Source organism: Brevibacterium paucivorans, from assembly GCF_016907735.1.
Taxonomy (GTDB): domain Bacteria; phylum Actinomycetota; class Actinomycetes; order Actinomycetales; family Brevibacteriaceae; genus Brevibacterium; species Brevibacterium paucivorans.
Map to the genome: position 1 here is coordinate 1,589,120 of NZ_JAFBCP010000001.1, position 17,547 is coordinate 1,606,666.

Annotated in this window: 18 protein-coding genes and 1 riboswitch; of the genes, 12 read left to right on the plus strand and 6 right to left on the minus strand. The window is 58.4% G+C overall.

Features of this window, described 5'->3' with window-relative positions:
• The first annotated feature begins 4 nt into the window (after positions 1-4).
• The gene (locus JOE56_RS07330; RefSeq protein ID WP_204515476.1) at positions 5-322 is read left to right on the plus strand and encodes a putative quinol monooxygenase; all 318 of its coding nucleotides are present in this window, start codon (positions 5-7) and stop codon (positions 320-322) included.
• Here JOE56_RS07330 and JOE56_RS07335 read toward each other — a convergent pair.
• From JOE56_RS07335 to JOE56_RS07350, 4 genes are all read right to left on the minus strand, one after another.
• Entirely contained in the window at positions 319-1,098 is a 780-nt protein-coding gene (locus tag JOE56_RS07335) for an energy-coupling factor transporter transmembrane component T family protein (protein WP_204515477.1), read from the minus strand. The genes JOE56_RS07330 and JOE56_RS07335 overlap by 4 nt on opposite strands.
• Complete coding sequence (locus JOE56_RS11640; protein ID WP_204515478.1) at positions 1,088-2,473, minus strand: ABC transporter ATP-binding protein; 1,386 nt, start codon at positions 2,471-2,473, stop codon at positions 1,088-1,090. Before JOE56_RS11640 ends, JOE56_RS07335 begins: the two co-directional genes overlap by 11 nt.
• Positions 2,470-3,084, minus strand: coding sequence for an ECF transporter S component (locus JOE56_RS07345; protein WP_204515479.1), 615 nt, complete (start codon positions 3,082-3,084; stop codon positions 2,470-2,472). The genes JOE56_RS11640 and JOE56_RS07345 overlap by 4 nt, the downstream gene beginning before the upstream one ends.
• 25 nt (positions 3,085-3,109) lie before the next feature.
• Positions 3,110-3,212, minus strand: a riboswitch (TPP riboswitch).
• Positions 3,213-3,281: 69 nt separating this feature from the next.
• Positions 3,282-3,821 carry a DUF4916 domain-containing protein gene (locus tag JOE56_RS07350; RefSeq protein WP_102238829.1) on the minus strand — a complete coding sequence of 180 codons (540 nt, stop codon included), beginning with the start codon at positions 3,819-3,821 and terminating at the stop codon, positions 3,282-3,284.
• A 182-nt stretch (positions 3,822-4,003) separates the two neighbouring features.
• Between JOE56_RS07350 and JOE56_RS07355 the strand changes: the two genes are divergently transcribed.
• The 9 genes from JOE56_RS07355 to JOE56_RS07395 all read left to right on the plus strand — a co-directional run bounded on the left by JOE56_RS07355 (position 4,004) and on the right by JOE56_RS07395 (position 13,957).
• Positions 4,004-5,299 carry a purple acid phosphatase family protein gene (locus JOE56_RS07355; protein ID WP_204515480.1) on the plus strand — a complete coding sequence of 432 codons (1,296 nt, stop codon included), beginning with the start codon at positions 4,004-4,006 and terminating at the stop codon, positions 5,297-5,299.
• A 201-nt stretch (positions 5,300-5,500) separates the two neighbouring features.
• Positions 5,501-6,997 (plus strand): MmgE/PrpD family protein, encoded by a 1,497-nt coding sequence (locus tag JOE56_RS07360; RefSeq protein ID WP_204515481.1) that lies wholly within the window; start codon positions 5,501-5,503, stop codon positions 6,995-6,997.
• Positions 6,997-7,902, plus strand: a complete 906-nt coding sequence (prpB, locus tag JOE56_RS07365; RefSeq protein WP_204515482.1) for a methylisocitrate lyase — start codon at positions 6,997-6,999, stop codon at positions 7,900-7,902. The genes JOE56_RS07360 and prpB overlap by 1 nt, the downstream gene beginning before the upstream one ends.
• Complete coding sequence (locus JOE56_RS07370) at positions 7,899-9,017, plus strand: bifunctional 2-methylcitrate synthase/citrate synthase (protein WP_102238478.1); 1,119 nt, start codon at positions 7,899-7,901, stop codon at positions 9,015-9,017. The genes prpB and JOE56_RS07370 overlap by 4 nt, the downstream gene beginning before the upstream one ends.
• A gap of 105 nt (positions 9,018-9,122) precedes the next feature.
• Positions 9,123-9,893, plus strand: coding sequence for an enoyl-CoA hydratase/isomerase family protein (locus tag JOE56_RS07375; protein WP_204515483.1), 771 nt, complete (start codon positions 9,123-9,125; stop codon positions 9,891-9,893).
• A 53-nt stretch (positions 9,894-9,946) separates the two neighbouring features.
• Positions 9,947-10,918: a Ppx/GppA phosphatase family protein gene (locus JOE56_RS07380; RefSeq protein ID WP_102238480.1), complete on the plus strand. Its 972-nt coding sequence runs from the start codon at positions 9,947-9,949 to the stop codon at positions 10,916-10,918.
• Between the two features lie 2 nt (positions 10,919-10,920).
• Positions 10,921-11,829 carry a sugar phosphate isomerase/epimerase family protein gene (locus JOE56_RS07385; RefSeq protein WP_204515484.1) on the plus strand — a complete coding sequence of 303 codons (909 nt, stop codon included), beginning with the start codon at positions 10,921-10,923 and terminating at the stop codon, positions 11,827-11,829.
• A gap of 11 nt (positions 11,830-11,840) precedes the next feature.
• A complete protein-coding gene (gene proC / locus JOE56_RS07390) occupies positions 11,841-12,656 on the plus strand; it encodes a pyrroline-5-carboxylate reductase (protein ID WP_204515485.1) in 816 nt (271 codons plus the stop codon).
• Positions 12,653-13,957, plus strand: a complete 1,305-nt coding sequence (locus JOE56_RS07395) for a DUF2079 domain-containing protein (RefSeq protein WP_204515486.1) — start codon at positions 12,653-12,655, stop codon at positions 13,955-13,957. The genes proC and JOE56_RS07395 overlap by 4 nt, the downstream gene beginning before the upstream one ends.
• A 21-nt stretch (positions 13,958-13,978) precedes the next feature.
• On the opposite strand, the gene JOE56_RS07400 is transcribed toward JOE56_RS07395, so the two are convergent.
• Both JOE56_RS07400 and JOE56_RS07405 read right to left on the minus strand, forming a co-directional pair.
• Positions 13,979-14,653, minus strand: coding sequence for a potassium channel family protein (locus JOE56_RS07400; protein ID WP_102238484.1), 675 nt, complete (start codon positions 14,651-14,653; stop codon positions 13,979-13,981).
• The gene (locus JOE56_RS07405; protein WP_308409938.1) at positions 14,646-16,043 is read right to left on the minus strand and encodes a TrkH family potassium uptake protein; all 1,398 of its coding nucleotides are present in this window, start codon (positions 16,041-16,043) and stop codon (positions 14,646-14,648) included. Before JOE56_RS07405 ends, JOE56_RS07400 begins: the two co-directional genes overlap by 8 nt.
• A 48-nt stretch (positions 16,044-16,091) precedes the next feature.
• On the opposite strand from JOE56_RS07405, the gene JOE56_RS07410 reads away from it, so the two are divergent.
• Positions 16,092-17,285, plus strand: coding sequence for an acetoin utilization protein AcuC (locus JOE56_RS07410; RefSeq protein ID WP_204515487.1), 1,194 nt, complete (start codon positions 16,092-16,094; stop codon positions 17,283-17,285).
• A gap of 121 nt (positions 17,286-17,406) precedes the next feature.
• Positions 17,407-17,505 (plus strand): 30S ribosomal protein bS22, encoded by a 99-nt coding sequence (locus JOE56_RS07415; protein ID WP_005504750.1) that lies wholly within the window; start codon positions 17,407-17,409, stop codon positions 17,503-17,505.
• Positions 17,506-17,547: the final 42 nt, after the last annotated feature.

Consider the following 17,547-nt stretch of genomic DNA (forward strand, 5'->3'; position numbering starts at 1 on the left):
GACTATGTACTTCATTGTCGTGAAATATGACGTCAAACCAGAATCTGTAGACCAGTGGCCTGAAATCGTTCGTGAGTTCACTGAGGCCACTCGTGCTGAAGAAGGAAACCTGTTCTTCGAGTGGTCCAAGAGCCTGGAAAACGACAACCAGTACGTACTGGTTGAAGGGTTCACCGACGAAGGCGCTGAACCTCACGTCACCAGTGACCATTTTGCCAAGGGCCTCGAAGCTATGCGCCCGCACCTGGTTTCGACCCCGCAGATCATTTCTCGCCAGGTCGAAGGCAACGGCTTCGAAGATATGGGCGAACTGAAGATCTAACTCAAAATAAAGTTCCAATGCCCGGTGACCACGGTCGCGGTGATGCATGTAGCCGCCAGCACAGCGGCACACCCCATCGCAACCCAGTCACCGACACCCAGGCTTACACGCCGGGTCCACGTGCGACCCTTGGTGCCAAACGCACGCCCCTCCATAGCCATCGCTAAGCGCACTGCTCGCCGGATCGCCTCGGTGAGCAGTGCGAACGCGATAGGGAAGAAATCGCGAAGGCCACCCAAGAAACCTCCGTGGGAGACACCTCGGGCACGGCGGGCAAACCGGATCGTCTCCAACTGTTCTGACAACAGCCCCGCCAACCGCGCGGCTCCCAACGCCCCCAAAACGAATCGTTCAGGCATTTTCCATAGCTGAACCAGGGAATCAGCCAGTTCAGTGGAATCGATCGAAAACGCTAAAACAACACACGGCAACGCCATTGCCAGCGACCGCAAGAACAGCGCAAAGCCCAGTTCAACAGACCTGCTCGTCACCTCATACGGTCCAAAGGTGAACAGGACTGGGCCAGCCCCTTCAGCCAACAGAACAGTTGCCCACCCCGTTGCAAACGCGGCCAGCGGAATGAACCACAAATGGGTAAACAACCGCTTCACCGGAAACCCAGTCAGCGGGAAAAACACAATCACAAACACCATCATGAGTGACGCGCTGACCACGTCAATCGACAGGACAACCCCCACCGTAATCAGCAACATAATGGCGATCTTGGTGAGCGGGTTGGTGCGCGTGAGCGGAGTTGAACGAACCTCAAATCCCATACTCGTCAGCCCCCACTGCGTGAATAAAATCCGGGTCGTGCGTGACCGTCAGCAGGGCCGCCCCGCCATCAACCGCTTCGTTGAGTAACCGGGCCAGCTCGCGCCAGCTGTGCGCATCTTGCCCAAACGTGGGCTCGTCCACAATGAGAACGGGCGCGGCCAGCATGCACGCGACACTCAACCGCCGCTTCTCGCCACCGCTGAGTGTCGACGGGTGCGCTAATGCCACATGGTCAAGTCGTAACCGCTCCAACACCGAGTCCGGGTCCACCCCGCCCAACACCAACTCGTCACGCACCGTGCGAGTGACGAACTGGTGCTCAGGAGTCTGAAACACCTTCCCAATCCTGCGCGCCAACGCCCGCGCTTTCCACTTTTGTGGGCTGGCGCTACGTACGGGAAACTCTGGCGCCCAGGCTTGTAGTTCAGGGCTTGCTGTGACCTGCCCCGCCCGAGGTCGTAAAAGCCCAGCCGCCGTCAGGGCCGCAGTGGACTTCCCGGCCCCGTTGGCCCCCGTGATCGCTAACGCTTGGCCTTGGGCCAGGGAAAACTCCACGTGGTTGACGTCCGTTTGACGTCCCACGGTGGCGTCGACTTCCAGCATCTGCGGACCAGTGGCCTCGCGTAACTTGCGACGCTTTGGGCGCACGTGGCTGAGCCACAAGCCGGCGTCTTCCAACTCCTGACGATGTGTTTCCATGATCTGATGCGGTGGACCATCGGCAATCACCCCGGTGGGGGAGAGGACCACCATACGATCCACATGGTCTGCCCACAGATCCAGCCGGTGCTCCACCACCAAAAGCGTCGCGCCGGTCTCATCGGCAGCCCTGATAACAGCGTCCCTCAATCCAGGAGCTGACTGCGGGTCAATGTTTGCCGTGGGCTCATCCAACAAGATGATCGACGGGCGCATCGCCAGTACACCAGCGAGAGCCACCCGCTGTTTCTGCCCACCCGACAGTTTGGACGTGGGCCAATCCTGCGGAAACGGCAACCCCACCGTGTCTAGAGCCCACTGCACGCGGTCAGCGATCTCCCCGACTGGAACACGCAGATTCTCGGCCCCAAACGCAATGTCAGGGCCAATCCGCGACAATACTGCCTGCGAATCGGGATCCTGCAATACCAGGCCGGTACGACCTCGGGTAGGGTCCGGAGCCGTTCCGTCGATAAGCAACTGCCCAAACTGAGTTCCCGACTCGCTGGGCAGAACACCGGCCACAGCGTGCAAGAACGTAGACTTGCCGGCCCCGGACGCCCCTGCGATCAGAACACGCTCGCCAGCCTCAATCTCCACCGAAATCCCGGTGAGGGCGGCACGTTTACGGCCGGCGTGCTTCCACCCAAAATCGGTTGCGCTGAGGTGACTCACACCTCGCGCCCGGTGTTGCCAGACGCAAACGCGTTAAGCGCTCCAGCTGATGCGAGCATGCGCGTGAGCAACCACGGGATCACCCCAGCCAAAACTGCTGATGACAGCACGGCAAGACCGGTGTAAGCAACCCGGAAGCCTAGCGACCATTCCGCAAGGTAGATGATCGATTCGTGAACACCCATGAACAGTCCCGCGAGCATGGCAGCCAGAATGCTCACGGGGAGCGTGAACTTGCGGTACCTGAACGCGGCAAAAACGAGCTCTGCGCCGAGCCCCTGTAGGAACCCGGAGAACACCGCAACCACACCAAAGTGGGAGCCCAAAACAGCCTCGAAAATCGCGGCCAGCAGCTCACAGAACAGCGCGGCACCAGGCTTGCGGATGATCATTGCGGCCAGCGGGCCCGCGAGCACCCACACGCCACCAAACAGGGCCACAGCAGGCGGGAAAGTCGTGGCAAATAGCAACTCAAAACCACTCCACAGAGCTGCCCACAAGGCAAACAAAAGCCCGACCGCAACCGCGATTACGGCGCACACAACAATGTCAACAACTCGCCACGAGTACGTGTGAGCCTGAGTCTTTTCAGTCGCTGTCGTCGATGACATGTATCCTCCCAAGGATTCAGGAGGGGTAAAGAGAATCTCGACTCCCTTCGGCGGTCCTAACCGCATCAGGTTCGAGGGTCTGCATAAGCACTCTCAGCGCCCCTGATGGCGCTCCCCTGTCGCGGATCACACATTACACATAAACGGAGTATGAATAAACTTCTGGGAAGAAACTGCCCGAGGTGTTCCCCGGCTTTCTAAGGCAGGATCCCCAGGTGCGCAAGGGCTGCCTTGACGATGTGGTGCTGGCCGTGGCACATGTCGGCGATGATGTCGTCGCGCAGAAGTTCTTGAGGGGTGAACCAGTCGAAGCTCAACGCGTCTTGGCGGGGAGTGCATTCGCCTCGCACCTGCAGGATGTAGCACAGGGCCACTGCGTGCTGGCGAGGGTCGTAATAGTTGCTCACGCCTTGAGTGGGGAAGTATTCGGCCACATGGAACGGGGTAAGCGAGGTGGGAAAAACCGGTAGCGCAAGAGGGCCCAGGTCCTGTTCGCAGTGCCGGGCGAGTGCACTGCGCAGAGTTTCGTGGAAGCGGACACGACCACCGACGATTTCGCGGCCCAGGGTCTGGTCTGGAAGGGTGCGCAGGAGCAGACCAATCCGTTCAACCTCGCCACTGTCACTCACTTGAACGGGTACTCCGTGTACATATGTGAGCGGGAGCTTGCGCCTGAGGCGGTTGAGCTCTTCAGGTTCGAGCCAGTTTTCGTCATAGTCCAAAGCGGTGCGCGTCATACCGGCAATTTTTGCACAAATTTCGCTCACAGCGTACAAGCGTTTCACCGCGAAAACATCACGTGACTGCGCACAGGTCACCTGCGGTGCACCCAAAGGTCGAACGCAGTTAACCCAAAACGGTCACTATATGGGCCGTTGTCAGTTGTTGTAGCTAGACGCCTGCCCAGAGGAGCTTTCGAATGAAGATCAAGTCGCTTGCCACCACGCTCGGACTCGTTGCATTGCTGTCATCCGGGGGTCTGAGTCCCGCCCTGGGTACGGGCGCCGAGGCGACGAAAAAGGCCGACATCTACAACCTCGGCATGCAGGTGGGCGACCGCAACACCGACCGCGCCTTCACGTGGTACACCAAGAAGATCGGCGAACAGAGCGTCAAGATCGCTCCCGTCAAGGAAATGGTGGGTGGCAAACTTCCGGAAGGCGCTCGCACGGTCAAAGAAGAAAAATCGGGAGTGTCAATTGACCGCGCTCGCCTCTACCACCAGGCGCACGTCATGGGGCTGAAAGCGAACACCCGGTACGCATACCAGGTTGGGTCCGACAAAAACGGATGGTCGGACGTCTACACGTTCTCGACCCCAAAGTCTTTCGCCGCTGACAACGGTGAATTCCTAGCGGTAGGCGACCCACAGATCGGCTCCGGCAACGGAAAGCCCAACGATGCAGAAGGCTGGAACCGGACAGTCACCTCGGCCGCTAAGGCACACCCGAACGCACGATTCCTCTTGAGCCTCGGCGACCAGATCGACACCGGCACGGGCAAACAGTACGACGCGTTCTTCGCGCCAGACGTCATGCGCACACTCCCGCACATGACAATCAAGGGCAACCACGAAATGCTCAACCCCGTTAGCCACATCCAACACTTCCGCCAGCCAAACCAGAAAGGCATTGGCGACTACTGGTACAAGGACGCTGGGGTGCTGTTTATCGTCCTGGACAGCAACAACCCCAACTGGAAGAAACACGGCCAGTTCATCAAGGACGTCAAAGCCGACCAGGGGCGTGACGCAAACTGGACGGTCGTCGCCTTCCACCACGCGCCATACTCGTCCGGCCCGCACCGCGACGACGCTGACGTGAAACTGTTGCGCGAAAAGCTTCCAAAATATATCGCCGAGGCCGATGTCGACCTCGTGATGAATGGCCACGACCACGTGTACACCCGTAGCTACCTGACAAACGGAGACGGTGCCAAAGTCGCAGGCGCGAAGGGTGGTAGCAAGCAGGTCAAGAAGAAGGGCGAGGCGATCTACATGACCGCAACCTCATCGAGCGGTTCTAAGTTCTACAGCAACAAGGATGGCGCCGACTGGGCTGCTGTGGCCAAAGGCAACAAGGTGCCCGGCTACGTGGGTGTGAAGGCACAACGTTGCTCGTTGCGCGTGACTGCGTACGAGGTTTCAACGACAGGCAAGCGGGGAACGCTCGACACCTTTACCCTGACTGACCGGTCAAACCGCGGCTGCAAGTAGGCCGACAAATTCGACGACAAATCCGACCTGCATTTGGGAAACGCCGACCGCGTCGTTTATCTTGATGTCGAGATACTTGTGAAGTGCCTCACTGATGTTCGGGCCACAACCAGGGGCCCGGTGCTATGACGCTTCTCATAGGTAATAGAGTGGTAGACACCACATACGAATGCGGACCAACCCGCGCGAAGGAGACCTCGCATGATCAATCACGAAGTTCGTACGTACAAGTCCTCAGAGAACCTGCCACGTGAAGAGCAGCTGGCCTACAAAATCGCCCAGGTTGCTGCTGACCCGGTAGAAGTTGACGCCGATGTCACTGACATGGTGATCAACCGCGTTATCGACAACGCCGCTGTTGCCGCCGCATCCGTGTTCCGTTCGGCCCCTAAGCACGCACGCGAACAGTCCCTCGCCCACAAGCTGGAGCCAGGCTCCACCGTATTCGGTGTTTCCAACGACACCCACATCTCACCTGAATGGGCGGCATGGGCAAACGGTGTCGCCGTTCGTGAACTCGACTTCCACGACACCTTCCTGGCAAAGGAATACTCCCACCCAGGTGACAACATCCCAGCGATTCTGGCTGTTGCACAGCACAAGGGAATCGGCGGTAAGGACCTGGTCAACGGTATTGCTACCGGATACGAAATCCAGGTCGACCTGGTCAAGGGCATCTGCCTGCACGAGCACAAGATCGACCACGTCGCTCACTTGGGCCCATCCGCGGCTGCCGGAATCGGTGCGCTTCTCCACCTCCCAACCGACGTCATCTACCAGGCCGTAGGCCAGGCTCTGCACGTCACCACGGCAACCCGCCAGTCACGTAAGGGTGAAATTTCGTCCTGGAAGGCTCACGCTCCAGCATTTGCAGGCAAGATGGCCGTTGAAGCTGTTGACCGCGCTATGCGTGGCGAAGGCGCTCCAAGCCCCATCTACGAAGGTGAAGACGGCGTTATCGCATGGATCCTTTCCGGCCCTGAAGCCCGCTACACCGTTCCGCTGCCAGGTGAAGGCGAATCGAAGCGCGCGATCCTGGACACCTACACCAAGGAACACTCCGCGGAATACCAGGCTCAGGCACTCATCGACTTGGCTCGCAAGATGGGTCGCGAAATCGATGACCTGTCGCAGATCGAAAAGATCACCATCCACACCTCACACCACACGCACAACGTGATTGGTACCGGTGCGAACGACCCACAGAAGATGGATCCAAAGGCGTCGCGTGAAACGCTCGACCACTCGATCATGTACATCTTCGCGGTCGCTATGGAAGACCAGGGCTGGCACCACGAAAAGTCCTACGCACCTGAGCGTGCGGGACGCCCAGAAACCGTTGAACTGTGGCACAAGATCGAAACCCGCGAAGACCCAGAGTGGACCCGTCGCTACCACTCCACCGACCCCAACGAACTGGCATTCGGTGGTCGCGTGGAAATCGTGTTCAAGGACGGCTCCACCAAGGTTGACGAAATCGCTGTTGCCGACGCTCACCCCAACGGTGCTCGTCCGTTCGTGCGCGAAAACTACGTTCAGAAGTTCCGCACGCTTGCCGAAGGCATCGTTTCGGAAGCAGAGCAGAACCGCTTCATCGAACTCGCCGAAAACCTGCCAGACTTGAGCGCTGACGAAGTTCGCCAGCTCAACTTCGTGGTTGACGGTGCAGACGAAATCACATCGAAGGGTATTTTCTAATGCTAGGTGCACAGACTCCCGCTCACGTTCGTCGTGAGAAGTTCCGGGAGCTGCTGGCCGGCGACAAGCTGGTCCAGTTCCCCGGCGCAATCAACCCCATCAACGCGCAGCTCATTGAGCAGGCTGGCTTTGAAGGCGTCTACATTTCCGGTGGTGCGTTCTCGGCAGCCCAGGGGCTGCCTGACATTGGGTTGACTACCCTGACCGAGGTCGTCGACCACGGCCGTAACATCTCGCGGGTGACGAACCTGCCCACCTTCATCGACGCTGACACCGGATGGGGCGAAGCGATGAACGTCGCTCGTACCGTTCAGGAGTTTGAAGACGCCGGTGTTGCAGGGATGCACCTGGAGGACCAGGTCAACCCCAAACGCTGTGGCCACTTGGACGGAAAGGAAGTCGTTTCCACTGCTGAGATGGTTAAGCGAATCTCGGCTGCAGTCAAGGGGCGCCGCGATTCGAACTTCGTCTTGTGCGCACGCACCGACTCGCGCGCCAAGGAAGGTCTGGACGCGGCAATTGACCGTGCGAAGGCGTACGCCGACGCAGGTGCCGATCTCATCTTCCCGGAAGCAATGAGCGACCTCGGCGAATTTGAAGCCATGGCAAACGCTCTGGACGTTCCGATCCTTGCGAACATGACCGAATTTGGGAAGAGCGAACTGTTCACCACCGAACAGCTCGCTAATGCTGGTGTGAAGCTGGTGATCTACCCGGTGACCACGTTGCGTATCGCTATGGGAGCCATCAAACGTGGCCTCGAAGTGATCCGCCGCGAAGGAACACAGGAGTCGTTGGTCGAGGGAATGCAGACACGCGCCGACCTCTACGACACGATCGACTACGCTTCCTACAACGAATTTGACGCTGCCGTATTCAACTTTTCACAGGAGAACCACTCATGACCGAAGACATTAAGAAGGGGCTTGCCGGCGTCGTCGTCGACAGCACCGCTGTATCGAAAGTCGTTCAGGAAACCAACTCGCTCACCTACCGTGGTTACCCGGTTCAGGAACTCGCAGCGAACTGCTCGTTTGAAGAAGTCGCCTACCTGATCTGGAACGGTGAACTGCCTAACGCGCAGCAGCTCGAAGAGTTCGTTGCCCGCGAACGCGGTCAGCGCGCAATCGACCAGGAACTCGTCGACATCATCCTGGCTCTGCCCAAGGACACTCACCCCATGCACGTTGTGCAGACAGCCGTGTCATACCTGGGTGCCGTTGACGAACAGGCCGAAGACAACTCTCCAGAAGCCAACCAGGCAAAGGCAGAGCGCCTGTACGCCCAGCTGCCCACCATCGTGGCAATCGACCACCGTCGTCGTCACGGCCTGGACCCGGTCGCACCTACCAGCGACCTGAGCTACGCAGCTAACTTCTTCAAGATGGTGTTTGACGAAGTCCCAGCCGACGAAGTCGTGCGCTGCTTCGACATCTCGATGATCCTGTACGCAGAGCACTCCTTCAACGCATCCACCTTCACTGCTCGCGTGATCGCTTCCACCACCTCGGACCTCCACTCTGCAGTTGCCGGCGCCGTGGGCGCCCTCAAGGGACCCCTGCACGGTGGTGCCAACGAAGCGGTTATGGCCATGCTCGAAGAAGTTGGAACCGCCGACAAGGCATCCGCATGGATCGACAACGCGCTTGCCAACAAAGAAAAGATCATGGGATTCGGACACCGTGTCTACAAGAACGGTGACTCGCGCGTTCCAACCATGCGTGCAGCGTTCGAAGACATGGTCAAGGTCAAGGGCGCAAACGACCTTCTGGACCTGTACAACACGTTCGAAGAGGACTTCGTGGGCCGCAAGGGAATTTACCCCAACCTCGACTACCCATCGGGTCCTGCATACCATCTCATGGGCTTCGACACCCCACAGTTCACGCCCATCTTCGTGATGAGCCGCATCACCGGTTGGACCGCACACATCATGGAACAGCACGCCAACAACGCGCTGATCCGCCCGCTGAGCGCGTACCACGGTGAAGCTCAGCGCGAGGTTCCAGCAGAACGCTAAAACCCTAAACGCAACGAGGCGGAGATCTACCTAGGTCTCCGCCTCGTCGCGTAAGAGCTACTTCCACATCCCTGGCCACAGCTGGCCCCTGTCCGAGGAGACACCATGACGCACGATGTTCCGCTCGTCCCAGGTTTTGAGTACAGCGTTGAAAACGGAATCGCTGTTCTGACAATTTCGCGTGTTGAAAAGCGCAACGCCCTGTCGCGGGAAATGTGGAAGGCTCTGCCCGGAATTGCGAAAGCAATCGACACCGACCCAGATGTCGACGTGCTCATCATTACGGGCGCGGGCGGGCACTTCTCTGCAGGGTCGGACATCAAAGACCTCAACGTGCCGCTGGAAGAGTTCTGGCAGACCAACTCCCAAGCAGAAGAAGCCATCGCCAGCCTGGACATTCCCACGATCGCTGCGATCGAAGGCAACTGCGTGGGCGGTGGAACTGAGATTGCGGCTGCCTGCGATGTGCGCATTGCAAAGCCGGGCTCAATTTATGGTGTGACGGCGGCGCGTCTGGGCCTTGTGTACCCGCCGGGGCCCACTAAGCGCCTCGCGCAGATCATTGGCACGTCGTGGGCCCGCTACATCCTGCTGTCAGCTGAGATCGTCGATTTCGATCAGATGAACCAGCTGGGATTCTTCCACCAAGTTGCGGAAGATCCGTTGGCTGCCGCCAAGGAGCGCGCCGAGGTGATCGCCAGCAGGTCTGCCCTGTCACAGACGGGTGCTAAGCGGATTCTGCGCGGTGACACGTTTGAAGCACAAGGTTGGGTGAGGGACGCGTACGCAGAAGAAATTGTGCGCGGCCAAGAGGCGTTCTTTGAACGTCGCTCGCCTGAGTTCGCGATCAACCGAACCGACTGGCCCACGGACTAGATCACGCCGGGCCCGAACAAGACCACTACACGACTCGGGGTAAACTTTCGCATATGCGTTTAGCCGTCCTAGACATCGGATCCAACAGCATCCACCTCCTCGTCGTTGACGCAGGAGTAGGTGCCCCGCCACTTCCCGCTACTTCCCACAAAGAAGTACTGCGCCTTGCAGAACACTTAAAAGAAGACGGATCGATCACCACATATGCGCGTGAACGTCTCATGCAGTTCTGCAAAGAAGCAATCGAAATCGCAGAAGAACAAGGTGCCGAACAGATCCTGGCGTTTGCCACCTCGGCACTGCGGGACGCACCCAACGGCGAAGCCACCATCGAAAAGATCTACAAGGAAACCGGGCTCACACTCAACGTCATGAGCGGTGAGGACGAAGCCCGCGTAACATTCCTGGCCGCCCGCCGCTGGTTCGGATGGTCAGCCGGAAAGCTACTCTTGCTCGACATCGGTGGTGGATCCTTGGAGATGGCAGCCGGGCAGGACGAATACCCAGACGCGGCGGTGTCCGTCCCCTTGGGTGCTGGACGCATGTACTCCGAATTCCTCAACGGGGGAGAGGTCACAACCCCCGACCAGATTGCGGCCCTTCGCCGTCACGCCCGCCAACTCGTTGGTCGCTACGCCGGACTCATCAACCGGGTCGGCAAACCAGACAACGTCGTGGGATCGTCCAAGACCTTCCGGTCGCTGGCCCGTCTGGGCGGAGCAGCCCCCAGCGGAAGCGGAATTTACGTACCGCGCCAGCTCCACCGCAAGGACCTCCCAGGCATCATTGATCAGCTGGCCAGCCGCAACGCTGCTCAACGTGCAGAACTCCCAGGCGTATCCGAATCGCGGTCCGGCCAGGTGCTCGCAGGTGCCGTGCTCGCAGAAACCGCATTCACGATTTTCAACATCGACACCATGCTCATTTCGCCGTGGGCTCTGCGTGAAGGCATCATCATGCGTAAGCTCGACCTGCTCGATTCCTCAGAGACGCTGTCGCGCCCCGCTGTGGCACTCCCACGATAAACATGCCTGATCGCAAGGCGTTTACACGCAAGAACTCGGCTAAGAAGAGTTCTGTGCGCCACCGCGAACACTTCGCACAGAACCCCGTGTACGAACACGGGGTCACACACGTCTCAACCGAGCGGATCAGGGTCGCCCTATCCACGTCCTCGGTCTACCCCATGGATGTGCCCACGTGCTTCAACGTGGCACACGAACTGGGGTACGACGGGGTCGAAATCATGATCACCCACAACCGCACAACCCAGAACCCGCTACTGATCCAAAGTGAAATGCGGCGCACGGGCCTGCCGGTCGTATCGTTCCACGCACCCACGTTGTTGTTCCTACCTGGCGTGCTGGATAAAGACCACTGGACGAAACTGCGCAAGACCTGCGACCTTGCGCTCGAATGTGGGGCAGAATCGGTTGTTCTTCACCCGCCATTTAGGTGGCAAGGTGACTACGCAAAAGGGTTCGTGGACGGCGTGCGTGAACTGGTGAAAGAAACCGGGCTGAAAATCGCTGTAGAGAACATGTACCCGTGGCGCGCGGGCCTGCGGGAAGTCCTGGTGTACTACCCGGACTGGAACCCGCTCGACGAAGACTACGACCACATGACCTTCGACTTTTCCCACGCGTCAACCGCAGGCATGAACGCGCTTGAAACCGTCGCTGACATTCAGGACAAGCTCGCAATCGTCCACCTCACCGACGGATCCGGCTCTCTGCGTGACGAACACCTGGTGCCCGGACGCGGCAAAATGCCGGTCGCCGAAACCCTGCAGTACTTGGCCAAACACAACTGGTCCGGCGACGTTGTTGTCGAAGTGAACACACGGCTCGTGGCCAAAAAATCTACGCGCACCGCTATGCTCAAGGAGTCCCTCGAATTCGCCCGAAAACACTTAGGGCTCAACGAAGCAACGTAAGGAGCTAACGCGTGCGTATTGCCTTTGTCGGAACCGGATCCATGGGATCAGCTCTTCTGGAAGGCGTACAAGCCTCCACCGATGCGCAGATCGTCGCAACATGCGCATCTGCTGCCTCAGCAACCCGCCTTCACGAACGGCTCGGGATCGACACGCTGGCAGTTGAAACGACCTCGGACGCTAACCTCCAAGCCATCCGTGGCGCCCAATTCGTATTCGTGGGAGTGAAGCCGTGGATGCTAGCGCAGACGCTGAAAGAAATCGCACCTCACCTGGAACCGCAGGCAGTGGTGATCTCCATGGCCGCAGGGTTCTCGCTCGCAGACATGGTCAAGCACGTGCCCAACAACCCCGTTGTGCGCATCATGCCCAACACGCCCTCGCAAGTGGGCCGAGGTGTCATTGCGCTGTCCGCGGGTCAGGGAGTGAGTGATGAGCAGGTGCAGACGCTCACCGAACTGCTCACTGGCGCCGGGCTGGTGTTCCCGCTTGAAGAAGAACAGATCGGGGCGATGACCGCGATTTCCGGTTCTGGTGTTGCCTATTTCTTCCTGCTGGCCGAATCGCTTGCGAAAACTGGCGTGGAATTGGGTTTGGACGAAGAAACCGCAAACCGCATGGTTGCCCAAACCGCACTGGGAGCCGGGTTGCTGTTGGACTGCACGCCTGAACCCGCTGATCTGCGCAAGGCCGTGACCAGCAAGGGCGGGACCACTCACGCGGCAATCGAAACCTTCCGCGCGCACAACTTCGACGACATCGTTTTCAGAGCTGGAACAGCGGCCGTTGAACGTGGAAAAGAAATGGAAAGAGAGAACGCTGAATGAGCAAGGACGCCCAGGTTCAGCGACTTGGAGTGGCTGGCGCTGTATGTTTGCTAGGTTTTGCCCTCTACGCCACCCTTTCGGTCATGATGTGGCGGGGCTTCATCAGCCCGTCGTGGGACTTGGGCATTTTCACGCAACTAGCTGATCAGTACGCGCATTTCCGTGCCCCCGTGGTGAATATTAAGGGCGACGGGTACAACCTTTTAGGTGACCACTTCCACCCCATCCTGATCTTGCTTGGACCCATCTTTCGGATCTTCCCGTCAGGGCTTACGCTGCTCATCATCCAGTCTGCTCTGTTCGCGCTTTCGGCATGGCCACTCACGCGCTTAGCTCTTGAGCGATTTGGCACGACCGGTGGCTCGCTTTTGGGGGCTTCGTACATTCTGTCCTGGGGTTTCATTAACGCAGTGTGGTCCCAGTTCCACGAAATCGCATTCGCAGTGCCACTAATCGCGTTTGGACTGGTGTGGTGGATGCGCGACAAACGCATCCACGCAGCTGTCGCGATTGGTCTGTTGGTGTTCGTGAAAGAAGACCTGGGCCTGACGGTTCTGATGTTCGGGCTTGCTGTTCTGTTGAAAGACCGCAAGGACTGGCAGTGGGCAACCGGCTTCGCCACGTGGGGAATCCTGTGGTTCGTGCTCACGGTGAAGGTCATTCTTCCCGCACTCAACCCAATGGGACAGTACGACTACACCGACAACGTGTCCGTTGCTGAAACACTCACGCAGTCGGTCGACACCAAGTTCGCCGTTGTGTGTGTACTGGTTCTGGCCGCTGGTGTGATCGGGATAAAGAGCCCCTTCATGCTCATGATGCTTCCCACCCTGGCATGGCGCTTTGTTGGAAACGTCGAGTACTACTGGGGCTTTGACTTCCACTACTCCGCCGTCCTCATTCCAATTGCCGTGGCGTCGATGATTGACGCCGCTCCTCGCCGGTTCTTCAAACTAGCGCCAGCGGTTGCGCTGGTGACTGCGTGCGCAATGTTCGCCCAGTCGCAGATCAACCTGTTGTGGAAATACGACCGCTACGCATCACCCAGCGCGCAGAGCGCAATCGAAGTTGCCTCGGAATACGACACGGTGGCCACCGACATTTACCTGCTCGCATACACGGTTCCGCACACCAACACGTACTGGTTCGGAACCATTGGTGACGTTCAACCCGACGCAGTGCTCTTCAACACCACCAAAACCGACTACTCACCGGAATCGTGGGCGCAAAGCAAGTACGGTGGCGTGTGGAACATCGTGTTCGACGACGGCACCTACAAGGTGGCCGCGCGCCAAGAGTGAGGCTTACGGGCCGTATTCGGTTTACGGGCGATCGGCAAAACGGGCCAAAAGCTCCACATGGCCTGCCACGATGAGCACATCGTGTGGCCCAATCCGGCTCGACGGTTCGGCGTACGTAAAGTCTCGTCCCGGTCCTTTCACACCCACAACGGTGACACCGTACTTTTGGCGAATATCGGACTCTTCCAGAGTGAAGTCTTGCACCTCTTTAGGCGGACGCATCTTCACAACAGCAAACTGACCGTCGTCGAATTCGATGAAGTCAAGCATGCGCGAGGACACGAGGTGGGCCACACGCGCTCCAGCTTCTGACTCTGGGTACAGAACGTGTTCAGCACCAATGCGCTTGAGGATTTTTCCGTGTGCCAACGAAATGGCTTTTGCCCAGATCTGCTCAACACCCAAGTCAACCAAATTAGCCGTGGTGAGCACGCTCGCCTCAATGGACGTTCCGATCCCTACAACCGCAGTATTGAAATCCTGGGCACCCACCTGACGCAGAGCTTCAATGTTGGTGGAATCCGCCTCAACAACGTGGGTGAGCTTCCCCATCCACTCACTGACGACCTCGGGGTTGCGTTCCACCGCCATCACCTGCCGGCCCAGCTTCATAAGATTGGACGCAGTGGAAGCGCCAAAACGACCCAGCCCGATGACCAGGACGGAACTGTTGTCGCGGGAGTCTTGTTTAGCCAATGATCGGCCTCTCTTCTGGGTACCTGAACAAGCGCTTTGTGGATCGGCTGGACACTGCCGCAGCGAGGGTAATCGTACCTAAGCGACCCAATAACATTAGCGAACTGAGAATGTACAGGCCAGAATCCGGGGCTGTGCTGGTGATCCCTGAAGACAGGCCCACGGTGCCAAATGCAGAAATCACTTCGAACAGCACCATGTCCAGTGACTCGTGGGTGACTTGGAGAAGCGCAATCGTGCCAACAAGAACCAAGGCCAGACCTGCGAAGACGACTGAGATCGCGACTCGGACCACGTTGTGTCCGATCCTGCGACCAAACGCAGTGACATCGTCATAACCGCGTGCTTCAGCCCACGCCGCCATGACCAACACAGCTAGAGTCGTGACTTTGACACCACCTGCGGTTGACGACGAACCTCCACCAATGAACATGAGAATGTCTGTGACCAAGTGGCTCGCCGGGCTCAGAAGAGCCATATCGATCGTGTTGAACCCGCCCGATCGGGTCATCACCGACATGAACAACGTTTCCCAGAAAGTGGCCCCGAACCCTTTGTTTCCAAGCGTGTCAGGATTGTTGTACTCGAGGCCAAAGTAGAGGAAAAAGCCCACGGCCACCAAGACCGCCGAGGTGGTGAGAGTGAGTTTGGTGTGCAGATCCCACGAGCGCGGCTTGTTCCACAAAATGGTTGCTACCAGGATGACCGGGAAGCCCAAGGAGCCCACAAACACCGAAAGCATGAGTGTGAACAGGATCCACGGGTCGTCGGCAAAATAGGCAATGCCTCCTGGGTGGATTGAGAAACCCGCGTTATTGAACGATGACACGGAGTAGAAAACTGAGTACCAGACAGCTGTGCCCACTTCCTCACCTCGCATGAGGAAGCGTGGGAAAAGCATCGCAAAAATCACGCTTTCGACAGCGAGCGCTGTCATGATGACCGCGCGGAGAAGCGACCCCACTTGCCCCAGTGATCCTGTATTCGTCGCTTGCATGGCAATGAGGCGTTGTCGAACCCCGAGGCCCTTGGACACAACCATCCCAAGGACTGATGCCAGAGTGAGGATTCCCAAGCCACCCACCTGCACCGCGACAACAATAGTGACCAGCCCAAACCCAGTCCAATAGTCTTGAAAATCAACCGGTGTTAAGCCCGTGACGCACACTGCTGACACAGTCACAGTGAGCGACCGTGCAAATGAAATTTCGCCAGGGTTCTGATGCGCAATGGGCAGCAACAACAACACAGTAAAAAGTGCGACTACCGCTAGGAACGAAAAGATCGCCAAACGCGCCGGCGACGCTTCGGCAACCCGGTCAATGAAGTCGCGCGTGCGTCGCCCTGGCGAAAACACAACCTCAGAAAAGGTTCGCTTGGGAGAACTCACGAATGACAGCATAGTGGGATCGGCGCACTGAAGGGCTAGAGTGGTGACATGAGCCACGATGTTTTTGTTGTCTGGGACGAATCAGTGACCGAATACAACTTTGGTCCCTCCCACCCTATGCATCCGTTGCGCTTAGATTTGACCGCCAAGCTGGCAACGGATCTCAATATTTTTGACCACCCCCGCGTCCACCTCGGCGCAATTCCTCAGGTTGACGACGTCGCACTGAAGAAACTGCACTCTGCCGACTTCATTGAGGCAGTGAAAGACGCCGGACGTACCAGTGAACTTTCGAAAGAGATCATTGAGGCCTACGGGGTGGGTACGGAAGACGTTCCACGGTTCGACGGAATCCACGAAGCCTCCGGTCGCCTTTACATGGGGTCGATCGCAGCCGCTCAAGCCGTCATCAAGGGCTCATATGTGCGGGCCGTGAACTTCTGTGGCGGAATGCACCACGCGATGCCCGGCAAAGCCGCAGGATTCTGCGTGTACAACGACGTGGCTGCCGCGGTCCAAGAGTTCCTCGACAACGGGTACGAACGCGTTGCCTACATTGACCTCGACGCTCACCACGGAGACGGGGTCGAACACTTCTTCTGGGACGACCCGCGGGTACTCACCGTTTCCCTCCACGAAAACGGTCGGTTCCTGTTCCCCGGGACCGGTTTCGCCGCCGACATCGGAGGCCTCCAAGCAGCCGCGAGTGCCATGAACGTGGCGCTCCCACCTCGGACGTCCGACTCAGACTGGTTGCGCGCACTCGACGCCACCGTCCCGCACGTACTCCGGGAATTCAAACCGCAAGTGATCGTGTCGCAACACGGGTGTGACGGGCACAGACTGGACCCTCTCACGCACCTGCGCCTCTCCGTTGACGCGATGCGCCGAGGTGCCGAATGGGTGCGTGACCTCGCCGACGAACTGTGCGACGGAAAGTGGGTAGCAACCGGCGGCGGTGGGTACGCCATCATCGACGTTGTGCCACGAACTTGGTCACAGATCGTTGCGATAGCCGCCGGAATCGACCTGGAGCCCGGCACGGAAATCCCGCAACGGTGGCGCGACTACGTCATGACACTCACCGGCAGGGAAGCCCCCGTTCGCATGACGGATGGTGGCACCAACGACTACCAACCGTGGACGCAAGGCTACGATCCGGAAGCGGACATCGACCGCGCTGTCATTGCCACGCGCAAAGCGATCTTCCCGTTCTACGGCCTGGACCCGTACTACGACTGACCGCGTTATTTTGACCACACTCGTTTGAGATGGATACCCGCCTACCGATACACTAACGTGGTTATGTTCAGCTCGTGGGCACCTAAAGTTCACGAGAAGTTGCCGAGTATTGAGGTACCTTATGGGTTCAGTCATTAAGAAGCGTCGCAAGCGGATGTCGAAGAAGAAGCACCGCAAGCTTCTGCGTAAGACGCGTCACCAGCGTCGCAACAAGAAGTAATCTACGTGTCACAAATCCCCGTCGATGAAGCGTCGGCGGGGT

Excerpts from the sequence above, each read along its gene's own strand:
- JOE56_RS07330 (WP_204515476.1), top strand. The coding sequence starts at position 5 with ATGTACTTCATTGTCGTGAAATATGACGTCAAACCAGAATCTGTAGAC.
- JOE56_RS07335 (WP_204515477.1), bottom strand. The coding sequence starts at position 1,098 with ATGGGATTTGAGGTTCGTTCAACTCCGCTCACGCGCACCAACCCGCTC.
- JOE56_RS07345 (WP_204515479.1), bottom strand. The coding sequence starts at position 3,084 with ATGTCATCGACGACAGCGACTGAAAAGACTCAGGCTCACACGTACTCG.
- JOE56_RS07350 (WP_102238829.1), bottom strand. The coding sequence starts at position 3,821 with ATGACGCGCACCGCTTTGGACTATGACGAAAACTGGCTCGAACCTGAA.
- JOE56_RS07355 (WP_204515480.1), top strand. The coding sequence starts at position 4,004 with ATGAAGATCAAGTCGCTTGCCACCACGCTCGGACTCGTTGCATTGCTG.
- JOE56_RS07360 (WP_204515481.1), top strand. The coding sequence starts at position 5,501 with ATGATCAATCACGAAGTTCGTACGTACAAGTCCTCAGAGAACCTGCCA.
- prpB (WP_204515482.1), top strand. The coding sequence starts at position 6,997 with ATGCTAGGTGCACAGACTCCCGCTCACGTTCGTCGTGAGAAGTTCCGG.
- JOE56_RS07370 (WP_102238478.1), top strand. The coding sequence starts at position 7,899 with ATGACCGAAGACATTAAGAAGGGGCTTGCCGGCGTCGTCGTCGACAGC.
- JOE56_RS07375 (WP_204515483.1), top strand. The coding sequence starts at position 9,123 with ATGACGCACGATGTTCCGCTCGTCCCAGGTTTTGAGTACAGCGTTGAA.
- JOE56_RS07380 (WP_102238480.1), top strand. The coding sequence starts at position 9,947 with ATGCGTTTAGCCGTCCTAGACATCGGATCCAACAGCATCCACCTCCTC.
- JOE56_RS07385 (WP_204515484.1), top strand. The coding sequence starts at position 10,921 with ATGCCTGATCGCAAGGCGTTTACACGCAAGAACTCGGCTAAGAAGAGT.
- JOE56_RS07395 (WP_204515486.1), top strand. The coding sequence starts at position 12,653 with ATGAGCAAGGACGCCCAGGTTCAGCGACTTGGAGTGGCTGGCGCTGTA.
- JOE56_RS07410 (WP_204515487.1), top strand. The coding sequence starts at position 16,092 with ATGAGCCACGATGTTTTTGTTGTCTGGGACGAATCAGTGACCGAATAC.
- JOE56_RS07415 (WP_005504750.1), top strand. The coding sequence starts at position 17,407 with ATGGGTTCAGTCATTAAGAAGCGTCGCAAGCGGATGTCGAAGAAGAAG.